At 41.8% G+C, this 22,665-nt stretch carries 21 protein-coding genes; 13 read left to right on the plus strand and 8 right to left on the minus strand.

The window, feature by feature from the left end; genetic code table 11:
* Window positions 1–487 precede the first annotated feature (487 nt).
* The 4 genes from ACI3E5_RS10400 to ACI3E5_RS10415 all read left to right on the plus strand — a co-directional run bounded on the left by ACI3E5_RS10400 (window position 488) and on the right by ACI3E5_RS10415 (window position 5,975).
* Window positions 488–1,129 (plus strand): hypothetical protein, encoded by a 642-nt coding sequence (locus ACI3E5_RS10400; protein ID WP_005230557.1) that lies wholly within the window; start codon window positions 488–490, stop codon window positions 1,127–1,129.
* Between the two features lie 25 nt (window positions 1,130–1,154).
* A complete protein-coding gene (locus tag ACI3E5_RS10405) occupies window positions 1,155–2,564 on the plus strand; it encodes an amino acid permease (RefSeq protein WP_005230559.1) in 1,410 nt (469 codons plus the stop codon).
* A gap of 29 nt (window positions 2,565–2,593) precedes the next feature.
* Entirely contained in the window at window positions 2,594–3,988 is a 1,395-nt protein-coding gene (gene gad / locus ACI3E5_RS10410) for a glutamate decarboxylase (protein ID WP_498821664.1), read from the plus strand.
* A 538-nt stretch (window positions 3,989–4,526) separates the two neighbouring features.
* Entirely contained in the window at window positions 4,527–5,975 is a 1,449-nt protein-coding gene (locus tag ACI3E5_RS10415; RefSeq protein ID WP_005230563.1) for an AcpB/EbpR/MafR family transcriptional regulator, read from the plus strand.
* 296 nt (window positions 5,976–6,271) lie between these two features.
* Here the strand turns inward: ACI3E5_RS10415 and ACI3E5_RS10420 are convergent, their stop codons facing one another.
* The 4 genes from ACI3E5_RS10420 to ACI3E5_RS10435 form a co-directional block, all read right to left on the minus strand.
* Entirely contained in the window at window positions 6,272–6,661 is a 390-nt protein-coding gene (locus ACI3E5_RS10420) for a YxeA family protein (RefSeq protein WP_005230565.1), read from the minus strand.
* A 421-nt stretch (window positions 6,662–7,082) separates the two neighbouring features.
* Window positions 7,083–8,504 (minus strand): cryptochrome/photolyase family protein, encoded by a 1,422-nt coding sequence (locus tag ACI3E5_RS10425; protein WP_034869476.1) that lies wholly within the window; start codon window positions 8,502–8,504, stop codon window positions 7,083–7,085.
* A gap of 242 nt (window positions 8,505–8,746) precedes the next feature.
* Window positions 8,747–9,112, minus strand: a complete 366-nt coding sequence (locus ACI3E5_RS10430) for a DUF2512 family protein (RefSeq protein WP_005230569.1) — start codon at window positions 9,110–9,112, stop codon at window positions 8,747–8,749.
* Window positions 9,113–9,475: 363 nt separating this feature from the next.
* A complete protein-coding gene (locus ACI3E5_RS10435; RefSeq protein ID WP_050759621.1) occupies window positions 9,476–9,949 on the minus strand; it encodes a DUF3955 domain-containing protein in 474 nt (157 codons plus the stop codon).
* A gap of 255 nt (window positions 9,950–10,204) precedes the next feature.
* Between ACI3E5_RS10435 and ACI3E5_RS10440 the strand changes: the two genes are divergently transcribed.
* The 8 genes from ACI3E5_RS10440 (at window position 10,205) to ACI3E5_RS10475 (ending at window position 17,407) form a co-directional block, all read left to right on the plus strand.
* On the plus strand, window positions 10,205–10,327 hold the full coding sequence (locus ACI3E5_RS10440) for a hypothetical protein (RefSeq protein ID WP_255209316.1): 123 nt from the start codon (window positions 10,205–10,207) through the stop codon (window positions 10,325–10,327).
* Window positions 10,328–10,374: 47 nt separating this feature from the next.
* Window positions 10,375–10,689: a rhodanese-like domain-containing protein gene (locus tag ACI3E5_RS10445; RefSeq protein WP_005230579.1), complete on the plus strand. Its 315-nt coding sequence runs from the start codon at window positions 10,375–10,377 to the stop codon at window positions 10,687–10,689.
* Between the two features lie 2 nt (window positions 10,690–10,691).
* Window positions 10,692–12,350, plus strand: a complete 1,659-nt coding sequence (locus ACI3E5_RS10450; RefSeq protein WP_005230581.1) for an FAD-dependent oxidoreductase — start codon at window positions 10,692–10,694, stop codon at window positions 12,348–12,350.
* Complete coding sequence (locus ACI3E5_RS10455) at window positions 12,343–12,642, plus strand: rhodanese-like domain-containing protein (protein WP_060791880.1); 300 nt, start codon at window positions 12,343–12,345, stop codon at window positions 12,640–12,642. Before ACI3E5_RS10450 ends, ACI3E5_RS10455 begins: the two co-directional genes overlap by 8 nt.
* Complete coding sequence (locus tag ACI3E5_RS10460; protein WP_498821658.1) at window positions 12,639–12,899, plus strand: metal-sensitive transcriptional regulator; 261 nt, start codon at window positions 12,639–12,641, stop codon at window positions 12,897–12,899. The genes ACI3E5_RS10455 and ACI3E5_RS10460 overlap by 4 nt, the downstream gene beginning before the upstream one ends.
* Window positions 12,900–13,205: 306 nt before the next feature.
* Window positions 13,206–14,048: a PRD domain-containing protein gene (locus ACI3E5_RS10465; protein ID WP_005230588.1), complete on the plus strand. Its 843-nt coding sequence runs from the start codon at window positions 13,206–13,208 to the stop codon at window positions 14,046–14,048.
* A 5-nt stretch (window positions 14,049–14,053) separates the two neighbouring features.
* Complete coding sequence (locus ACI3E5_RS10470; protein WP_005230589.1) at window positions 14,054–15,922, plus strand: beta-glucoside-specific PTS transporter subunit IIABC; 1,869 nt, start codon at window positions 14,054–14,056, stop codon at window positions 15,920–15,922.
* A gap of 18 nt (window positions 15,923–15,940) precedes the next feature.
* Window positions 15,941–17,407: a glycoside hydrolase family 1 protein gene (locus ACI3E5_RS10475; protein WP_005230590.1), complete on the plus strand. Its 1,467-nt coding sequence runs from the start codon at window positions 15,941–15,943 to the stop codon at window positions 17,405–17,407.
* Window positions 17,408–17,493: 86 nt separating this feature from the next.
* On the opposite strand, the gene ACI3E5_RS10480 is transcribed toward ACI3E5_RS10475, so the two are convergent.
* Window positions 17,494–17,700 carry a hypothetical protein gene (locus tag ACI3E5_RS10480; protein ID WP_005230591.1) on the minus strand — a complete coding sequence of 69 codons (207 nt, stop codon included), beginning with the start codon at window positions 17,698–17,700 and terminating at the stop codon, window positions 17,494–17,496.
* A 362-nt stretch (window positions 17,701–18,062) separates the two neighbouring features.
* A complete protein-coding gene (locus ACI3E5_RS10485) occupies window positions 18,063–18,803 on the minus strand; it encodes an SDR family oxidoreductase (protein WP_005230592.1) in 741 nt (246 codons plus the stop codon).
* 165 nt (window positions 18,804–18,968) lie between these two features.
* Here ACI3E5_RS10485 and ACI3E5_RS10490 point away from each other — a divergent pair, with 165 nt between their 5' ends.
* Window positions 18,969–19,406, plus strand: a complete 438-nt coding sequence (locus tag ACI3E5_RS10490) for a MerR family transcriptional regulator (protein ID WP_005230594.1) — start codon at window positions 18,969–18,971, stop codon at window positions 19,404–19,406.
* A 142-nt stretch (window positions 19,407–19,548) separates the two neighbouring features.
* Here the strand turns inward: ACI3E5_RS10490 and ACI3E5_RS10495 are convergent, their stop codons facing one another.
* Together ACI3E5_RS10495 and ACI3E5_RS10500 are read right to left on the minus strand one after the other, a co-directional pair.
* Window positions 19,549–20,298: a SagB/ThcOx family dehydrogenase gene (locus ACI3E5_RS10495; protein ID WP_005231944.1), complete on the minus strand. Its 750-nt coding sequence runs from the start codon at window positions 20,296–20,298 to the stop codon at window positions 19,549–19,551.
* A 352-nt stretch (window positions 20,299–20,650) separates the two neighbouring features.
* Window positions 20,651–22,534, minus strand: coding sequence for a glycosyltransferase family 2 protein (locus tag ACI3E5_RS10500; protein WP_005230599.1), 1,884 nt, complete (start codon window positions 22,532–22,534; stop codon window positions 20,651–20,653).
* Between the last annotated feature and the right edge of the window lie 131 nt (window positions 22,535–22,665).

Below are 22,665 nucleotides of genomic sequence, written 5' to 3' on the forward strand. Positions count from 1 at the left end.
GTGCGATTTTGGGTGTTTTTTGAACCCTACAAGCTGCTATTGCTACGCGTCTATTCGTCGCAAGCTTGGAAGGTCTTCTCATAAAATGCCCGTCAGCTGTCAACAGGCTGCCTTTTGCATCAGGAAGCATCAGCGTTCCAACAAATCTTTTTGATCCAGTAGTCGCCCACTCATTTTGGGCAACTTCTATCCGAGAAAACATTGCGTTAGAAGTATGTCTGTCCGTCTTTTCCAGATAAAAGTCAGCTGAAAGAGGGCTGATACTTAACAAAACGGCAGTTAGGACGACCACAAGCGCTCTCAAAAAAACTCAGTCCTTTCTTTTCAATGGTCATTGTTCTTATCTGCACTTCATGATAGCACCGAAACGCGAATTATTTTTCGCGTTTTTTTGTTTTTAAAATAAAAAATTAGGTATTCGCTTTTTTGGGTTAAATGGTATACCTGAGATGGAATAAAAATAATAAAAGAAAGGACAGGATTTACAATGAAGAAAACATCATTAGTTGCAGGTTTCGTTTTAGGTGTAGGCGTTTTGTTTACTCTAGGTGCATGCTCAACAGTGGAAGAATCAGGGGAAGTGGTCTCTGGGTCTGGAACGGAAACGTTGATCAGCGATTCGTCAGATGAAGTAGTTGTGGGAAGTGAAAAATTGAGTGATGACGGGTATTTTGAAGAAATCGTAACTAAGGGAATCGATCCGAAAATCAAAGACGTCGTTTGGTATGAAACGAATTATGAAAATGCTGGTTGGGATCACATTCGCTTTTTAGTGAATCATGTAAAAATCGTGAATGTAGAAGAATTCAAAGACAAAGACAAAGAATACAAAACATTGCTCTCACTGAAATATCAATTGTTTAATGAAGATTCGAAAGACAAAAAAATCAAACCTGACAAAGCCTATTTGGTGTTGAATGATGGCAAAAAAGTAGAAGCGGAAGTGTTTGTGGACTACTTAGATGATGAGATTTTGACCCATGACAAACATAAAGATGGCTTTATTCATTTTAAAGTGGCGCAAGAACAAAGTTTGCCAGCGATCAAAGCGGTCGAAATCGAATTTAAAGCAGATGGAGATTTGACACATACGTACCATATTGATCTATCTTCCGCTGCTGAAAAATAGTATCTAACGATAGGAGGTAAAAAAAATGGATACTAGCAAGAAAAAACTATCATTGTTGAGTTTTTTTGCAATAACTGCTTCAATGGTGATGACGGTATATGAGTATCCAACCTTTGCGACATCGAAGATGAATTTAGTTTTTTATTTACTCGTCGGCGGTTTCCTCTGGTTTATCCCTGTAGCCCTTTGCTCTGCGGAGATGGCTACTGTAAAGGGATGGGAAAAAGGGGGACTCTATACCTGGGTCTCAAAAACATTAGGGAGAAAATGGGGCTTTGCTGCCATTTTCTTCCAATGGTTCCAAATCACGGTAGGCTTTATTACGATGATTTACTTTATTGTCGGGGCGCTTTCCTATGCCCTAAATTGGCCGGCTCTTAATACGAATGTTTGGCTGAAGCTGATTGCCACTTTAGTGATCTTTTGGCTGATCACGATCTCGCAATTTGGCGGAACAAAAAATACTGCGAAGATTGCCAAAGTAGGGTTCTTTGTGGGGATCGTCGCAACAGGGATCATTCTTTTTATCTTAGGAATTGTCTACATTGCTCAAGGGAATCCCGTCAAAGTTTCTTTTGGATCAGGCGCTTGGATTCCTGATTTCACGAAAATCAATACGCTGGTCGTTTTTGTTTCCTTTATTTTAGCCTATGCAGGGGTTGAATCTTCTGCCAGTCACGTAAAAGATATGGACAATCCTGGAAAGAATTACCCGAAAGCTATTTTGATTTTAGTTGTAGCAACGATTCTTTTGGATACGTTAGGTGGGGCAACGGTGGCTGCCACGATTCCCCAAAATCAATTGTCTCTTGATACTGGCGTGATTCAAGCCTATTCTTATTTGATCCATCATTTTGGCGGCGGAGAATGGCTGGTTCGTTTGATTGCCGTGGTCATCTGTTTAGGTGTCATTGCAGAAATTGCTGCTTGGGTGGTCGGCCCATCGACTGCGATGCTTGAAGCAGCTGAAAATGGCTTGCTGCCAAAACAAATGGCCAAAGTCAATCAACACAATGTCCCAATCAATATCGTTTTGGTACAAGGCATCATTGTTTCCATTTGGGCGGTTGTCTTGACATTAGGCGGTGGAGGCGCCAATCTATCCTTCTTCGTTGCGATGGCGTTGACGGTCTGCATCTATCTGGTGGCTTATGTCCTCTTGTTTCTTTCCTATATTAAATTAGTCAAAGAAAAAGACGACTTAACAAGAACGTATCATATTCCTGGTGGGAAAAATGTGAAAATTGGTGTTGCGATGGTTGGTTTGCTTGTTTCTATTTTTTCTTTCTTTATTTCCTTCTTTCCACCGAGCGATATCGGCACCGGAAAGGGCGGAACCTATTTAGCCATCTTGATCATCAGTTGGCTGATTATTGTCGTGATACCGTTTGTCATCTATAAATATGTAGGTGAAAAAGCAAGCGATAAAAAATAAAAAGCACAACCTATGAGGAGGAGAGCTGCATGTTATTTAGTAAAAAAAATCGAAAAGAAGCCCAATATTTGGAGCCTATCTATGGGAATGAGGCAATGGATCAAGCGATCCCTATGTACAAATTACCAAAAGAGTCCTTGGTACCGCGGGATGCCTATGAATTAGTCAAAGATCAATTGATCGATGAAGGGGTCTCAAGACAAAATTTGGCGACGTTCTGTCAAACCTACATGGAACCAGAAGCAGTCAAAATTATGAGTGAAACCCTTGATAAAAACGCCATCGATAAAACCGAGTACCCACGGACAGCAGAAATTGAAAACCGCTGTGTCAATATGATCGCTGATTTATGGCATGCCCCAGAAGCGTCCGATTTTATCGGTACATCAACGGTAGGCTCAAGTGAAGCGTGTATGTTAGGTGGATTGGCCTTAAAATTTGCTTGGCGCAATCGGGCAAAAAAACTTGGCTTAGATATCAATAAACAAAAACCAAACTTAGTGATTTCTTCTGCCTATCAAGTCGTTTGGGAAAAATTCTGTGTCTACTGGGACATTGAAATGCGAACGATCCTTATCGATGAAGAACATGGCAGCATTAATGTTGAAAAGGTCACGGACTATTTAGATGAATATACGATCGGGGTCGTTGGTATTTTAGGAATCACTTACACTGGACGATACGATGATATCAAAGCACTAGACAAGAAATTAGAGGAATACAACAAACACACCGACTACAAAGTCTACATCCACGTGGATGCGGCTAGTGGGGGATTGTACACGCCATTTATGGAACCAGAACTTGAATGGGATTTCCGTTTGAAAAACGTTCGTTCCATCAGTACGTCTGGACATAAATATGGGTTAGTCTACCCTGGTATCGGTTGGGTGCTTTGGAAAGAAAAAGATTTCTTACCAGAAGAGTTGGTCTTTAAAGTAAGTTATCTTGGCGGTGAAATGCCAACGATGGCCATCAACTTTTCAAGAAGCGCCAGCCAAATCATCGGACAATATTACACCTTTATCCGCAATGGGTTTGAAGGCTACCGCTTGATCCACAAAAAGACCAGCGATGTTGCCCAATATTTAGCAAAAGAGATTGAAAACATGGGTTACTTCGATATTTATAATGATGGTTCACGGTTGCCGATCGTCTGCTACAAATTAAAAGAAGATGCCGATATTTCTTGGAATCTGTATGATTTGACGGATGAATTTGCGATGAAAGGCTGGCAAGTCCCTACCTATCCATTACCTGATAATCTATCACATATCAATATCCAACGCTTTGTTTGCCGGGCAGATTTAAGTATGCAAATGGCAATGGATCTGGTGCAAGACATGAAAGAAGGAATCGAGCGCTTGAACAAGCGACCAAGCCGTCATGTTTCATCCGATCAAACCTATGGCTTTTCACATTAAGAAACGGTATCGCTAGAAACCCTTTCATTGTTTTTTTCAATGAATAAAAAGTCCCTTTATGAAACTTTTTTTGCAAGACTGAATGAACATTGGTTTATAGAAAAATCAAAGGCGGTTGCATCGACTGCCTTTGATTTTTTTTGTTTATAAGAACGGGTAAGCACTTGATAGTGTCATTTTTTAAGAGTAAGTAAAAAAATGGCGCTTGATAATTTCATTTATTGACATTTCTGGCTTGTGATAGTATTAATTATTATGGTCTAAATATATTTTTTTAGAGAAGCATGTTTTACATATGCAAAAAGAAAATCCGAGAACATTGTCGCGAGAAAATTCTGAGGAAAGTTCGTCTGGCAGGGCGCATTTTTGTTCGTTCGTTTTGGTTTATTTGGGGAGTAAGTGAAGGAAAAGTATGTGTAGAAAGGGCATGTTTTTACTGCATTTGTTTGTTTCATAGGAAATGTACTGCTATCTTTTTCTGTAAATTGGTTGTAACTATTCGAAAAGAATAAGGATTTACACAGGAGGAAAAACAGTCATGTATAAAGAAGACTTACTGGATAAAGACTTGAAATTGGAGTATATCTTGCTCAAATTCTTGTATTTATCGACTGGTCATATCAAAAAAAGTGATGCTTGTCGGGAATTAGATATTACGATGCCAACCTTGACGAAACTATCAGAAAATCTTCAGCAACAACTAAAAAATGAGAAGGTCTCTTTTGCAATCAACCGTTATACCCTTGATCTGCAAGTAAACGACAGCGTCTCATTGGATGATTTGACCGACACGTTATTGAAAAAATCTGTAAAATATCAAATCATCCATTATTTGTTTCAACATGCAGGCTATGATGCTTTCGTATTAGCTGATGAATTAAAAATAAGCGTCGGGACACTGAATCGTGTGATTGCAGAGTGCAATCAGCTGCTGCAGCATTTTGAATTAAAGATAAAGAACAAAAAGCTAGCGGGAACGATGACGCAACGCATTTATTTTTACTATAATTTTTTAAAAATGGGGGAAACAGCGATCGACTCTGTCTTGATCGATGACCTAGTGGCGGAGCTAGCGAAAAAAATAACCCTCTCGATTGCGCAACAAAAGCAGTTGAAGATCTGGCTATTTGTGATCATGAAAAAAGTCACGCCTCACACAACCTTGGGAAGCTTAAGTCCGGAGGAACAAATCAAAATCAATCGCTGCCAAGAAATGCCGATTTGTCGCTTTATTCGACAAGCCTATGTGTCGAAAAAAAGCATCTGTTCAGTAGACGAAGCCAAGATCGTCCCCTTCTTTATCTGTCTTTTTCTCGTTACGGTAGGAGGAATTCCTTACGAGGAGCTTCGCTTAGGGCTGTATACCAATAAAAATCCTGTCTTTGAGATTACCGATGAAGTCATGGCAGCGATCCAGTCCATTTATTGTCTTGAAGCCTCGCATACGACGATCGATATTAAAGCCAGTGTCTTCTCCTTGATCGCACAAGTCTATTACTTTCATGGGGTAAATTACTCCATTGACAGAGTCACCTTGAATTATTACCACAAGCTGTTTCACAATTCCTTGCGAGATCAAGTGATTACAGACATCCTGCAACACATCATTGCACCAACCAACTTGTTTACGCCCACGAAACTCAACTACCTCAAGAAACGTCTGGTCTTTTTAATCTATCTGTTATCACCGAAAGAGGAATATCGGGTACGGATCGGGGTCTTAAATATGGGCTCTAGTCTTTTGGCAGATGCTTCCATTTACTTGTTAAAAAATGAACTAAAAGGGAAACAAAATGTGACTATTTCTCCTTATAACAATGAGGAAGAATACGATTTGCTGATTTCAAACGCCCGTGTCCCTCAACTTGGCAACAATTATGGTCAATTTTATCAAGTGACTGCCATCGGTGCCGATTTAGATGTCAATCAGGTTTCTGCGATCGTCGATCAAATTGCTTACTCTAAGTACCATTCTTTTGTGGTGTGAGCCATTACTTGTTAGTTAAAAAGCAGTGAGTCAACGGATAGGTGATTCGCTGCTTTTTCAATTATCTGCAAAGGATGAGAAGGAAAAGGAGCTTGAATTGCTCTTATCATGGATGACGGAATGAAAACAGGGATCAGTCAAGCAGCTTTCTGCTAGATAAATGTGCCCAGTATCCTTGTATAACGTATCGCAACAGAGCAGAAGACATCAAGCGTGAAAATAATAGAAGGGATTCAAAATGCTGATTTTGGAAGGATGTAAAAAAAGACCCACATAGAGATGTGGGTCTGGCATCGTTAGTTCTGATTTTCTAATCTCTCTAGAATCTTTTTGGGAATTGCGTCTTTTTCAACGCCATTCGGGCCTTTTATTGTACGCTTTTCACTGATCACCGCTTTTACATAAGAATTTGGTGTTAAGGGTTTTGCGTTATCTTCTGATAATGAAACCTCAAGGGTTTGGGTGCTGCCATCTTCTTTTACAAAGTCTAATGTGTAATCGTAAGAATACCAGGGAGACTGGTCGCCGATGCCGCTCTTACTTTCGTGTTGGACCTTAGGCGGAATCTCAGACGGGACATACGCGTAAGCTGTTTGTCCTGAGTAGGTGGATTGATAATATTCATAGCCTTTGTATCCGACAAACCCTAAAAGTACGACTAAGATGAATCCGATTATTTTTTTCATATAAACCATCCTTATCCTCAAATATGGAGCTATTATAACAGAATGGTTCTATAGATGACCTTTCATCAGACGAACAGTTTTGCAAGGAGAAACGTTACTAGCCAGTCGTGAAAAAGCAGGGAACGCCGCTAGTAAAGGGTTCAATCTATAAATTGTCAGGGGATTGTTGCTTAGAGCGACTAGAAATAAGAGGGGAAGTAGACAACAAGACCTTAATTAAAAAACACAGCATGGAAAATGCTTCTTTTATGTATGCCCAGCAACAGACAGCTTGATGAGACGTGCCGTTTGTTTTTTCACTATAGAAAGGCGAAAGAGGGCGCACCAGTTTCATAAAAAACCAGCAAAGACGCTCCGTAAGAGACCGTCTTTGCTGGTTTTTTTCTACCGAAAATGCTTGAGAGCAGTCCATGGCAGCTTTTTATGGTTCGATTTTACTATACAAATCGAGGGCTCTTTTCCTGGCTTCGTTATGGTCGACTATAGGCAACGGATAGTCGGTGCCTAAAACTATTTGTAGGTCGGCTTGTTCTTGGTTAGTCATCAGGTAAGGTTCGTGGACGAATTTTAGTGGCAACTGGGCGAGTTCGGGAACAAATTGTTTGATGAACGTCCCATCTTTGTCGAATTTTTTCCCCTGAGTGATAGGGTTGAAAATTCGAAAGTAAGGAACTGCATCGGTGCCGGTCGAAGCTGCCCACTGCCAGCCGCCGATATTGCTGGCAGCGTCGTAGTCGATCAATTGTCGAGCAAAATAGGCTTCTCCTTGCCGCCAATCGATCAGTAAATCTTTGGTTAGAAAGGAAGCGACGATCATCCGTAGACGGTTATGCATCCAACCGGTCTGATTCAGCTGCCGCATCGCGGCATCAATGATCGGATAGCCGGTTTGTCCTGCTTGCCATTTGTTTAGCGCCTCTTCATCTTTTTGCCAATCCATGTTTCGATATTTCTCAATGAGTTCATAGTTTTTTTGTTCTGGATGAGTGAAGTAGATCATATGATAAAAATCTCGCCAAGCCAGTTCTTTTAAAAAGGTCGCTTTGCCAGTGCTGGATGGCATTTCTTGGCAAGCGGCCCAAACCTTCCGAATAGAGATTTGTCCAAAAGACAAGAAAGGGGATAGACGACTGGTTCCTTTGATTGAAGGGATATCACGGTCTTTTTCATAGGCAGCCAAACGCTTTTGCACAAATGCCTGCAATTGCTTATGCGCATAGTCTTCCCCAACGATCGTTGAGAAATCAGTCTTTCTATTTTTTATCAGCTCAGCTAGCAGCATTGTCCCTGCTTTGAAGTGAGGGGCATCATTAAAATGAGCGGCTTTTTCAAAATCAAGGGCATGCTTTTGATACACCGGTTTGGGCAACTGGATCCATTTCTTATAATAGGGCGTAAATTTTTTGTAGTATGTCCCATCCTCTTTGGTGACTTCCGTTGGTTGATGCAGATGATGGTCTTCAAAAGAATGAACGGTGATGCCTTTTTGCTCGACCAATTCTGTTATGTAGAGATCGCGTTTACGACCATATCCACGGTTATCAAAGTTGAAGTAAAGCTGGCTCCATTCTGGATAGCAAGCGAACAACTGATCAAAGGCTTCTGTCAAAGTCCCCGTCAAGAGGTGGATCGTCAGATTTTGCTTTTTGGCAGCCTCGATAAAGTGAGCAACCGCGCTAAAAAAGTAATCATGGCTTGGTGCATCGGGGAGAAACTGCTTGTCATTGAGATGAAACACACACAACAATTGGTCGTTTGCTTGAAGAGACGCAAGCGCCTCAGTAAGTGCCGTGTTGTCCTCTAAGCGTAGATCCTTTCTAAACCACATCACATGAATTGCCATACAAACCTCCTTGATAGTATAACCGTGCAAAAAAACGATCGGATTTCGTTTATAGTAAAGGAAAGATGGGATTTATTCAAATTTGGCGATTGCAACAGCTAACCAGAAATCTTTGCAAGCGTCCGTGATTATAGAAAGCATATGGAACAAGAAGATGCGTCGCTTTTCAATAGCCGATCTTGTAAACAAAAAAAATCGAACACAGAACAAGAGTCTGCGTTCGATTCTAGCAATCAACAAAATTATTTTATTTTCCGTTCATCTGGCACGATGTCTGCTTTTAACAACCAGATGTGGAAGAACCATTCTGCCGCACCGATCAATACTGCTGGGATCAATACTAACATCCAGATGTCATTTGTATAGTCCATATAAGTCAGATACAGCCATAGGATAAGGGCTGCTGCGCCGGCATCTGCGATCGTTGCCGCAATGTTACCGATCTTCCGCAAAATGACCAAATCGCCTAGCACATAGATCATCACCACAATGATCACACCGACGATCGTCGAGTCCATAAAACTGACATCGTAAATTCCTGACAACACAATCCACAAAATCGCCCAAATCATTAGTGCTTTGACAACCAACGCTTTTAGATGTTTCATTTCATACACTCCTTTTTATTATTTATTCCAAAAGCAAGAAGGTCATCTTAGAGATAACCTTCTATTTCAAGGCTATCATCTGACATTTTTTTGTGTCAAAAATAATGATTGGAATGGTTTTTTATGCTATTTTAAGCATAATTACTTGACGAATGGTCGTGAATAGTTTAAACATTTTAAGGAATAAGTAGTGGGATTAATTTGTGAAACGAAAGAAGAATAGAGGGGTTTTTGTAAGGAGATAAAGTATCGGTACAGTATTTATTGGAGTCAAACAATTTAACAAGGAAATTTAAATGAAGCGACCCGCAAAAGTCAGGTTTTGATCTGCTTTTCGAGGGTCGCTTTATGCCTTCTTCTTATTTATTTTCTTCTAACAGCTCGAAAATAATTGAGCCCGGTTCCTGCAAATACTACGAAACTAGCCAATAGGAACAAAAATCCTAGGGGGATTAGATAGAAATTTTCATGTAAAATGCCGGATTGATCGATGTATTCCACGGAGCTAGCTTTGATGAAGAAGCAGGCAAAGCCGAAAAGTAGTAAAAATGTTCCGATCAAGGTAGTGATCAAATTGAGTTTGGCGCGTCGGGTCTCGCTGCCGTCTTTGATTAGTTTTTCAGTGATCTTGTTCACTTGAGTTCCTCCTAAAATCAATTCATCAAGCGAGAGTTGAAAAATCGTGGCGATGGCAATCAGCATTTCTAAATCTGGTAGATTGCGATTGTTTTCCCAGTTCGAAACGGCTTGTCTCGTCACGTGTAGTTGAGTGGCAAATTGTTCTTGGGTCAAGTTATTTCTTGTGCGTACTTCTTTGATTTTTTCGCCAAATTCCATCTTTTCTTCCTTTCGCTGATGTGACTTAAGCATAGTCGAACCCCGCGTTGGTTCCAAGAAAGCAGGGCTTGCTGCTTGATAAATCAAGGGAAAGTGGTGCTTGCGTCGCTTTTTTGTCCGCTCTTGGTTAGGGCGGGAGCCAATCATCTTTAATAATCAAAGCGATCAGCTGCTAAGTAAACGATTTGATGTGTGTTATTTTTACAATATATCTTTTCTTTTATTATAGCATTGTGATCGAGGGGAGGGAAATGTGTGATTCAGGCCTTTCGCTGCTTGATCGGTAGCTGTCCGGCAGCTGTCGAGAGTATCGAGTGGGGGATAGCGCAACAGCAAGTTTCTTTTCTTAAAGAAATTCACTTAGTTGACAAATCGTAAAACATCTTGTTTAATATACCCCGAGGGGTATACGAAAGGAGCAAGAAATGTTTTCACTATTTAAACGCATACCAAGTATGTCAACAGCAGATTTACAAAAAGAAGGAGCCAAAGAATGGACGGTTCTGGATGTACGCACGCCGGCGGAGTACCGCAGCGGGCACATTGCCTATGCGAAAAATGTACCGTTAAATAAGATTGCGGGCTTCACTCAAAAAGGCGACAAGAAGCTGGCAGTCATTTGCCAATCGGGGATGCGAAGCAAACAAGCAGCCAAAATCCTAAGTAAAAAAGGTTTTGATGTGGTCAACGTTCGTGGCGGCATGAATCAATGGCGCGGAACAACCAAAGGAGGAAAGTAATGATGGAAAAAATAGTTATTGTCGGTGGGGTAGCAGGGGGAATGTCGGCAGCCACGCGCTTACGTCGGCTTAAAGAAGCAGCGGAGATCATTGTTTTTGAAAAAGGTCCTTTTGTCTCTTTTGCGAATTGTGGGCTGCCGTATGCTATTTCTGGTGAGATCAAAGAGCGAGATGCCCTATTGGTCCAAACACCTGAGGCATTAAAAAAACGGTTTAACCTAGATGTGCGGCCTTTTCATGAGGTACTGGCGATCGATCCGCAGGAGAAAACGGTCACGGTCAAATATGGCGAACAGGTCTTCACGGAATCTTATGATGCGTTGATTTTATCGCCGGGGGCAAAACCGCTAGTACCAGCGATCAAAGGGCTAGAAGAAGCAACCAACGCCTTTTCTTTGCGCAATGTTCCTGACTTAGACCAAATTATGGCGCATCTTGAAGACAAAAAGCCTCAAAAAGCGACGATCATTGGCGCTGGGTTTATTGGTTTAGAAGTCGCTGAAAATTTACATAAAAAAGGCCTCGAAGTAACGATCGTAGAAAAAGCACCCCACGTATTGCCACCTTTGGACGAAGAAATGGCTGCGTATGTCAAAAATGAATTGATCAAGCAAGGGGTCAAAGTTTTGACCTCGCAGTCAGCGACCGCTTTTGAAAAAGCAGGGCAAGAAATCGTTCTGGAAGATGGCACGATCCTGGCTTCAGATGTCACGATTCTTTCGGTTGGTGTCCAACCAGAAACGGATTTGGCGAAACGTGCTGGTATCCAACTAGGACACCGGGGGGGTATCCTAGTAGATGAGCAATACCAAACCAGCAAGAAAGATATTTACGCGGTGGGTGATGCCATCGTTGTGAAACAACAAATCACCCACGAAGACACGCTGATCTCCCTGGCGTCACCAGCCAATCGCCAAGGTCGGCAAGTTGCTGATGTATTGGGAGGACTGGCTCGCAAAAACAAAGGCGGTATCGGGACGGCGATCGTGCGCGTATTCGATATTGCGGCAGCGTCCACAGGGTTAAGTGAGCGCAGCGCCAAACTGGCGGGGCTAAATCCTCAGGTGGTTCATCTTTCAGGCAAAGACCATGCTGGGTATTATCCTGATGCGACGGATATTTATTTGAAGCTGATTTTTGATGCTGACACTGGAAAAATCTACGGTGCGCAAGGCATCGGAACCAAAGGGGTCGATAAACGGATCGATATTTTGGCAACAGCGATCAAAGGCGACTTAACGATCTTTGACTTGCCTGAACTGGAATTCACCTATGCACCGCCTTTTGGCTCAGCCAAAGATCCAGTGAATATGATTGGCTATGCAGCGATCAATCTGGCGGAAGGAATCAGTGAGAATATTCAGTGGCACGAATTGACGGATGCCTTAGAAAACGGTAAGCAGTTGTTGGATGTTCGTTCAGAGATGGAATTAGCCAATAATGGACGTTTTCAACAGGCGCTCCACATTCCGTTAGATGAATTGAGGGATCGGTTGTCTGAATTGGATCCAAGCGTTTCGTATGTCGTTACGTGTCATAGCGGATTGAGAAGCTACATTGCCGAACGCATCTTAAAACAAGCGGGCATCAATTGTCAAAACCTCGATGGTGCCTTTTCGTTGTATAATACTATTAAGCCGGAGATGATTATTCATGATTAAAGCCATATCTATGGACGAATTTACCCAAAAAGAAAAACGTGAACCGCTTGAGATCCTTGATGTCAGAGAAGTTGATGAGTTTGCACAAGGGCACATCAAAACAGCACAAAACCTACCGTTGAGCGAGCTTACGGAACAAATCAGCGACTTAGAGAAGGATAAAAACTACTATGTCATCTGTCATTCAGGGGCTCGTTCGCAAATGGCGTCTGAGTTTTTGAGCCAGCAAGGGTTTCAAGTGACCAATGTCCTCGGCGGCATGTCAGCATGGAGAGGAGAAATCAAACGATGACCGCATGCAACAAAGATATTTTGAATCGGTTAAAACGAACCGAAGGCCAGTTGCGGGGGATTCAAAAAATGATCGAAGACGAGAAAGAATGCGTCGATGTCATCACGCAATTGTCCGCCGTCAGTTCCAGTGTTAACCGTATTATGGGGAACATTGTCGCTGAGAATTTGAAAAATTGTTTGGAAAATCCAGACAGCGACACGGAAACCCAAAAGCAGAAAATCGATCAAGCCGTTCAGCTGATCGTGAAGAAATAACGGAATTTTTGAAAGGTTTGTCGCGTTTTTTCATTTGAAAGAGTTTATTGTCAACCAGTTTGAAGATTCGAAGCTGACCGCAAAAGAAGGGAAATACCTATTTTGCGGTTTTTTGTACATTAAAAAAATGATTGCGTTTTCTTTTTTTGGATGCTATGATTAATTTAAGAAATAAATAATGATTTTTTTTATGTGTATGTGACTGTACGGCAGGCAAGGCATAATAAAATCAATTTTGCGAGGATTCGCAGATTTGATTTTATTATGCCTTTTTTTACGCTTAGAAAGGAGGAAGGAGAAGAATACATGTATTTGATTAAGAAGGTTTTGAATGTAAACGTTATTATTGTTGAGAAAGACAACAAAGATGTTATTGCTTTTGGCAAGGGTATCGGTTATCGGCAAAAGAAAGGTCAATTGATTTCGGAAGAGAAAATCTCTAAATTCTATCTTCCGATTGAAGATAATCGAATGGAGTCCTTGATTACGTTTATGAACAATGTACCTGTAAAGTATATCGAGCTAGCGTATGAAGTCATTCAAGAAGCGGAGAAATATCTAGATACGGAGTTATCTGCTAATACACTCTTTTCACTGACTGATCATATTTATTTTACTGTCGAGAGGATCAGAGACAATGTCATTATGACTTCTTCAATGTATTGGGAGTTCAAACGATTTTATCCTGAAGAATTTCAGGCTGCTCAAAAAGGTGTTGCCATTATTGAAAAAGCACTTGGTATTTCTTTGAACGAACAAGAAGCAGCGAACATTACTTTCCATATCATTAACGGTAATAGTCGCTCAGCAATTCATGCTAATGCTATCCAAATCACAAAAATCGTGACAAATATTTTAAAGTCTGTACAAATGTTGGTGAAGAAAAAATTGGATAGCCACAGTCTGCACTATGAGCGTCTGGTTACACATGCCAAATTTTTTGCAGAACGCTATTTAACGAACACGATGTTAAACAATGATGCAGTTTTAATAAAGACAGTCTCTACGCTGTATCAAGAACCGATGGCCTATAGTCAGCGAATAAAACGGACTTTAGAAGAAATCTATGAGAAACCAATCACTGAAGAAGAAATTGCATATTTAGCTATTCATATTAATAGACTATTACTATCACAAAACGAGGAGTGAACCAAATGGTTGATAAAAAGAAAGAATCAGTAGACAAAATCATTCAATCGATCGGTGGAGAGAAAAATATTAACGCGGTCTATCATTGTGCAACTCGCCTTCGCTTCCAGTTAAAAGATACCACGCAATTCAATCAAGCACAGGCGAAGGAAATTCCAGGAGTACTAGGGACTAAATTGACCGGAGATGAAGTACAATTTGTGATTGGTGGAGAAGTAGGAAATTACTATTCGACTGTAATCAATCAGTATAAAATCACGGAAAAAAACAGTGCTGAAGCTGTAGATACACCTAAAAACGGACTTGTGAAACGAATCGTCGAAAACATTGTTGGTGTAATGGCGCCAATCATTACAGCATTGATCGGATTTGGTTTAATTCGGGCGGTTTTAGCTTTACTGGTCCTTTTGGGATTGAGTAGAGAAAGTTTAAATTATCAAATCATCAATATGATTGGAGATGCCGCCTTTTACTTTTTGCCTTTTTTAATTGCGGCTAGTGCGGCAAGACAATTCAAAACCAATCTTTATTTAGCATTGGGGATCACAGGCGTCTTACTACATCCAACATTTCAGAGTCTGGTTGCCTCGGATGTTTCTATGCAGCTGTTTGGGCTTCCGATACGTGAAGCCGCTTATTCAGGAACGGTTATCCCAATCATCTTGATCGTCTGGGTTATGAGTTATGTTGATCGTTTATCTGAAAAGATCATTCCGAGTGTACTAAAAACCATGTTGAAACCGCTTTTCATCGTGATCATCATGGCTCCGCTAGCACTGATGATCTTAGGACCTATCGGCGCGATTTTTGGAGATGGATTGTTCTTTGTTGTGGATTATCTGCGAGTGACTGTTCCATGGCTCGTGCCGACACTGATGGGCATCTTCACGCCTTTATTAGTAATGGTTGGTATGCATACGGCTTTGACTCCGATTGCGCAAGTCTCCTTTTCAACCGTAGGCTTTGAGATCGTCCAAGGACCAGGTATGTTAGCAAGCAACATTTCGCAAGCGGGGGCCGCCTTTGGGGTATTTGTTAAAACCAAAGATAAACAGATGAAACAAATTGCTTTTTCCAGCGGTATCACGGCGCTGTCTGGTATCACGGAACCTGCACTGTACGGGGTTAACTTGAAACTGAAAAAACCACTGATTTATGTGATGATTTCAGGTGGAATTGCTGGTTTTTATGCGGGGATCAGCGGACTAGTCCGCTATTCATTCGGATCGCCGGGGCTTTTGACCTTGCCGGTATTTTTCGGAGAGGATGCCTCTAATATTGTAAAAGCAGCCATAACATTGGCGTTAGCTTTTTCGATATCGTTTGTTTTGACAGTCATTTTTGGTTTTGAAGAGAGTATTGAAGAAGATATGAAAACGTTGGAGAATCCTTCACCGATTGCTTCAGAAAAACGGACAGCGGCTGAAGAAGCATTGATTCAAGGCTTCGTCCGTGGCAGCGTTTTGCCGCTGAGTGAAGTAGCTGACGAGGTTTTTGCTACCGAACAAATGGGACCAGGGCTAGCGATCGATCCTGCGTCAGGAGAATTCCATTCACCGATTGAAGGCACGATAACGACTGTCTTTCCAACAAAACATGCCATCGGGTTGCGACATGATAATGGATTAGAAATGTTACTGCATATTGGATTAGATACAGTGAAACTGGATGGAGAAGGATTTGAACTTTTTATTGAGGAAGGTCAGCGAGTAAAGGCGGGTGAGTTGCTAGCCCGTGTTGATATTGATTTTATCAAGTCTAAAGGCTACGATCCAACTTCTGTTTTGATTTTTATGAACAATCAGAATGAACCGGTATTTTTTGAGCACGATGAATTGATTGATTACTCGAATAAATTAGTAACAATTATTTAGAAGAAAGAAGGGGAAAAAATGAAAACAAAATTTCCAGATGGATTTTATTGGGGTGGGGCGACAGCTGCCAATCAATTAGAAGGAGCGTATCAAGTGGGCGGCAAAGGAATGTCAATCAGTGATCTGCTTCTGGGAGGCGATGTGAACACGCCTCGGCGAATCACCACAGAAATTGAAGAAGGTGCTTTTTATCCAAGTCATGAGGCGATTGATCATTTTCATCGATACAAAGAGGATATTGCTTTATTTGCAGAAATGGGATTTAAGCTGTATCGCTTTTCTATCGCATGGACTCGTATTTTTCCGACCGGTTTAGAGAAAGTACCAAATGAAGAAGGGTTAAAGTTTTACGATGATCTGATCGCAGAATTAAAGAAGTACGAGATAGAACCGATGGTCTCATTGTCTCATTATGAATCACCGATAGAAATGACAAAACAGTTCAATGGCTGGGAAAGCAGAGGAATGATTGAATCGTATGAAAGATTCGCCAAGACGGTCATTGATCGTTATCAGGATGATGTGAAATATTGGCTAACATTCAATGAAATCAATATTTTATCCAGAGATGTAGGGGTGGGTACGTATTTAGGAGGAGGAATGTATCCAAAAGATATTGATGATTTTTTGAATACACAAAATATCGATAACAGTCAGCAACGGTTTCAGGCGCTCCACCACCAATTCGTTGCAAGTGCCCGAGTGATCAAGTACGCAAAAAGTCTACACAAAAATTTGCAAATGGGCTGTATGATTGCCTATCGAATGATTTATCCGTTGTCTTCTCATCCAGAGGATATTCGTTTTGCACAAGAGATGACTAATATCAGTAATTTTTACTGTGGTGATGTTCAAGTGAAAGGTCGCTATCCATATTTTGCTAAAAAGTTTTGGCAAGATAGAGGGATAGACCTTACTATCGAAGCAGGAGATTTAGAAGTACTGAAAGAGGGCACTGTTGATTTCTATACGTTTTCTTACTACCAATCTTCTACTGTGACTAAAGTAAATGATCAAGCCGAAAAGCAAACGGGGAATTTTTTCAATGGGGTTAAAAATCCGCATCTTACAGCGAGTGAATGGGGCTGGGAAATCGATCCATTAGGATTGCGCATTGCGTTAAATCAAATTTATGAACGCTATGAAATTCCCTTGATGGTGGTCGAAAATGGGTTAGGTGCAATGGATACCCTCATTGAAAAAAATGGTGAATATACAGTCGAGGATGATTATCGTATCGACTATTTACGAAGACATATTAAGGCAATGGCTGATGCTATTGCAGATGGTGTTGATCTTATCGGATATACTTCTTGGGGGCCCATCGACCTTGTTTCAGCAGGAACTGGACAAATGGCAAAACGCTACGGGTTTATTTATGTAGACAAGCATGACGATGGGACTGGCTCGTTGGCTCGCTATAAGAAAAAGTCCTTTTATTGGTACAAAAAAGTGATTCAATCAAATGGTGAAGGAATTAAATAGAAAACTGCAAGCTCAAGTTATTACAGAAAAAAGCGAAGGTGCTGCTGAGCCTTCGCTTTTTCGTCGCCTACAATTGGACAGGGGGATTAATTGTGGCTGACTTCTTCGTAAAAAATGGCGTTGCGTTCTGCAATCAGTTGGGTTTCCCTTCGCTCTAATTCGAGAAAGGTTTCGTCTGCCAGCAATTCGGCAGCAGAGTAGCCGGCCGCCAAGAAGTTTTCTGCATAGGTCAATTTCTGATTCGTGATGTTTCTTCGTTGCTCGGCAATAATGAGTAGCTGTTTCACATTCATACACTCACTCCATTCTTTTATAAAAAGCAAGTACTAAAAGAGGACAGCTGATAATACTTGCAAGTCAACGGTGAAGGCGGGAAAACGATCATGGTCAGCTATTTGTAAATAAGAGGAGAACGACAGGTTCGTTTCTGATTGATCGTTTTATACGGAAGCTTTGTACTAAGTATAAAAAAAATTCCCCCGTAGCAACAGAACGTAGTCGTTTACATAAAGCAACGATTGGTTTACATTCTTTGGACAAGTGGGTGTAACAAGAAAACCAAGCAATTTTGTCCTGGAAAACGGCGGGATTTGACGACAAAAAAACCTGCGGCCGCATCAAGCGGAAGCAGGTTTCACGGGCTAGTAGAAATAGCTTAAACGGTTTGTTTTGCTGGGCGTAGCAAGACTTCGCTGATCGCCACATGTTTGGGCTGTTGAATGGCATAAACCACTGCATTTGCTACATCTTCTGGTGTTAGGCTATTGCCTTCTACGCGAGAGGTTTCTTTCAAGGCTGCTTCTAGTTGAGCATTGCCGACGGTTTCAAACAATTCCGTGGAGACCATTCCTGGAGAGACGATGGTGGAGCGAATGCCATGTTCACGTTCTTCTTGGCGCAAGCCTTCCATGATTGCACGAACTGCAAACTTTGTCCCGTTGTACACGGCAGAACCTGGGTAAATGACATGTCCGGCAACTGAGTCAGTGGCGATGATCAAGCCGTCTTGTTGTTTTTGCATGATGGGCAGCACAGCGCCGATCCCGTTCAATACCCCCATGATATTGATATCCAGCATTTGTTGCCAGCTGTCATAGTTCAACTCTGCCAAGTTTCCTTGAGGCATGATGCCAGCATTATTAAAAAGGACATCAATCCGACCAAAGGAGGTCATGGCTAAATCAATGACTTGTTGGACTTGTTCGCGATTGGTGACATCAGCTGTTTGATACAAGACATTTTCTCCTAATTTTTCAGCCAGTGCTTTGATGCGCTCTTCACGGCGGGCAGCGATCACTACTTTTGCCCCTTGCTCGGCTAGTTTAACGGCAGTTGCTTCCCCAATTCCTGAAGAGGCCCCCATAATTACGATAACTTTCTCTTTGATTTCTGTCATTTGTATTTCCTCCAGTGAATGATTTTTTCAGCGAATCCTGCTACTGCCAATGGTGAACCTGTGAGACGATAGGTGATTGACAGTACAGTGCTTGCGGTGTATTTTAATTGTAGAATCTGAAGTTAGGTTTAGGTCAAGCGATAAATATAATTTTTTTTAGGAGCGATGCAAGTGAGTTACTCGATTGGCGAAGTATCACAAACGACCAATATCCCCATCTCGACACTGCGTTATTACGATCGAGAAGGGATGTTTCCGAAGTTGGCCCGCAGTAATGGCGGCATTCGGGTGTTTTCAGAAAAAGAAGTAGCGACGATCAAAGTGATCGATTGTTTGAAGAATACCGGCATGCCCATCAAAGACATCAAGAATTTCTTGGATTGGGGCGAGGAAGGCGATGCGTCTTTGCAGAAACGGCAGCAGCTGTTTCATGAACGTCTGGAAGAAGTCACAAAGCAAATGGCAGCCTTGCAAGAAACCATGAATACGATCAAATACAAATGCTGGTACTACGATACCGCGATGGCAGCAGGCACCGAAGCGGTGGTAAAAGAGTTGCCGCTAGAAGAAATACCCGAAGAAGTCCGAGCATACAAACTGTAAGCCCATCGAAAAACCACCTGCTGTTTTTGCAGGTGGTTTTTCGATTCTACTGGTTTTTCTGGGAAAATCAACCTTGCCAGTTGCCGTTTTCTAACGGCAGTTCATCAGTCCCATGAAAATTGGATTTCGTTCGTCGGCAGTGTTACTCAATAACGCCTACAGGAATCAAATAGCGGGGTTCATTTTCCGTTGGCAGCTGCAGCAGCTCTGTGAGTTCATAATCCGTGAAGGCGCCGATCGGCACAGCGCCTAAGCCTAACGCTTGGGCCTGCAAAAGGACGTTTTGGGCGGAATGACCGACTTCGATATAGGCATAGCGTTCGATTCCTCGGTCCCCATAGCGCTCGATCAGTCGTTCATAAACCACTGTATAAAGCAATGTGGCAGGTGCCCGTTGAATCGCTGGCTGATCCAACGAACCTTCCGCCAATGCGGTCCGAAAATCGCCGGCAAGAACTTTTGCTAAGGCATGTTGCTCAGGTTGATACAGATAAAGCCCTGGCTCAAGCCCCGTTACCTGTGTGACCACGACATAGAGGTCTAAGGGATACAAGGCACCAGCCGAAGGCGCTGTGCGGCGACCATCTTCTGTAGTGACACCGGCAGCGGCCCATAAAAGCTGTGCTAACTGTTCTTGTGTTAGCTCAGTATCTTGAAAATCCCGTTGCGAGCGCCGCTCGAAGAGAGCTTCCGCCACACTGGTATCCCCGTCTAAGATTGGTTGTGGCAATGGAAAGGTTTCATAGGAAACTGCTGGTTCGGAAGAAGTTGCGGTGTTGGCAGTCGGTTGTTCTTCAATTGGTGCCGTATCCGCACTGCAGCCAGTGAGGAGTAAGCCCAGCACCAAAAGAGCGACTAAATGAGCAAAGCGAAATCGTTTGTAACGGGTCATAAGGATTCCTCCTTTTTCTAAGGGCTTCGTGTTATTTATAAGTATAACAAGGATTGTTTTTTCATGCGCTTTTATTCACAAATTTGTGAGCGGTGACAAGCGCATCAGCTCAATCAGGTCATAGGGAAAGCAGACTCTTTAATATTTTCTAAAGGCTTAAAAAGTATTTACTATCGAGAAATCGTCTAGATTCTGTTCTGGCTCTTTCAATCAATGATCATTGGAAAAGTATGCAGCAAATGCCAGAGTGTTATCTAAAGGAAGACAATCATCATTAGATGGGGAACAGCCCTTTGAGGAGCCGTCTGGAATCAATAAAGCCCCCTTGTCTCTTGCGACAAAGGGGGCGGGACTAACTGTTCATTTCTGCGACTTCTTCCTCCATATCAAATTCCAACTGTTTGGCAGCATTGAGCTGGTCGCTATAGTAGCTGGCAAGCTCTTCAGCAGATTGCGGTGTTAGATTGTTAAAGGCAAAAGTCACATAGGAGCCATGATCCTCTAGGCAAATCGAATTGATAGTGAAGCGACGCTTATCATCGTAAAAGACGTAACTTTCACCTGGTATGAAGGTTTGCTCGGGATGAGTACGGACACGGAAGCCATTGAAACTCATTTGATACATCTCGAACGTCTTGGCATCATAAGAAAGCTGACGATTGATGGCGATACTCAAGGCTTCACTATCACTTTCGATAAAACGGTTTTTCCCGATCAAAATGGCATAAAACAAGCCATAGAGGTTATAGAGCGACCAAATCAAGGTCACGATATAGCCGAATTCATACCCTTCTCCTCGGTACAAACGATACCCAGCTACCAGACAGGCAAAGGAAATCCAAGTAAAGAGGATGATGTGGGGCAAGACGGTTCGCCAATCAAAGGCGTTGCTGCCGACGATCTCTTTTTTGGTCACGTTGAATTTTTTCTGTGATTTCATAAATTCTTTGATCAATGCCCCGGTGTGGATAGGAGCGACAAAGCAATCATAGATGTGGGAACTTGTCAGGTTCCTGATCTTAGGGACATACAGCCGAAACGACAGGGAAATCATAATGAAAGGCGGTAAAAAGAACAGCAACAATTGGTGATTGTTGCTTCTGACGATAAAGATATCAAAAACCATAAATAAGGTTGGTGCCAATAAAAAGATGATTTTTTGGAAAGAGGTAAACCAATACAAATAGGAGTTGTAATAACAAAGTTTTTGCATGAACGACAACCCTTTTAAGCGGCGCGGTTTGAAGTGGTCAAAAATTTGTTTCGTTCCTTGCGCCCACCGAGTCCGTTGTGAGGTCAGCTCTTTGGCAGTGTAAGGAGTGATCCCCAAGGCATAGGCTTTATTGATAAAAATCGTTTCATAGCCGGCGTCTTGTAAAAGCATCCCGGTCGCCATATCTTCGGTGATACTGCTGGTAGGAACGCCGCCGATCTCTTCAAGGGCACTGCGGCGAATGATGGCATTGGTACCGATATGGATCAAAGCATTCTCACGAGAAAGTGCGGGTTCTAGAAAGCGCATGAATAATTCCTGTTCGTTGTACATGGATTTGCGCAGTAATTGAAAAGGATCTTTGTTATAAAATGTTTGTGGATATTGCACCAATGCAACTTTAGGATTGCGGAAATAGTCGACAGCTTCAAAAATAATGTTCTTTTTGACGATAAAGTCAGCATCCAGAAGCAAAATCAAGTCACTGCTGGTTTGGGACAAGGCATAGTTGATATTCCCAGCTTTAGCATTGGCATTTCCTTCGCGGGTCAAATAGCCGAGGTTCATTCGCTCGGCCATTTCTTTTAGTTCCTCTCGATGGCCATCATCGCAGATATAGATTTTTTTATTGGGGTATTTCAAGGCTTTGACAGCCAGTGCGGTGGCGATCACCAGCTTGATGTCTTCATTGTAAGTACAAATAAAAGCGGCGACACTTGGCAAGAATTCTTCTGCTTCATCCCCCTCGTAGCGGTATTCTTTTGAGAGCTTATTGGAAAAAAGGTAAACAAAAAAGCCATAGACAAATAAACCAATGACTTCCGCAATATAGAGAATAATCCCAAATACTAGTGAAGCAGAACTATCAATCGGGATCGTGAAAAATAAACGCCAAACCAAGTAAATAAACAGAAAAGCAATCGTGATCTTCGAAAACAGCTGTTTGATTCGATTATTTTTCTTTGCCAGAAAATACAACAAGAAAATGACCAAAAACAACCCAGATAAATAAACCAATTCCAAACCAATCTCCTCCTTTGTTATACTAAAATAGTAATAAGTTTTTAAAAATAAATCAAAGTAAACGATTGCATTTTTTTAACATGTGAGAAAGAAGAAGGAGGACAAGTACGAAGAAGAGAAAAAGGCCAAAC

The organism is Candidatus Enterococcus avicola (assembly GCF_047470845.1).
Lineage (GTDB): Bacteria > Bacillota > Bacilli > Lactobacillales > Enterococcaceae > Enterococcus_D > Enterococcus_D casseliflavus.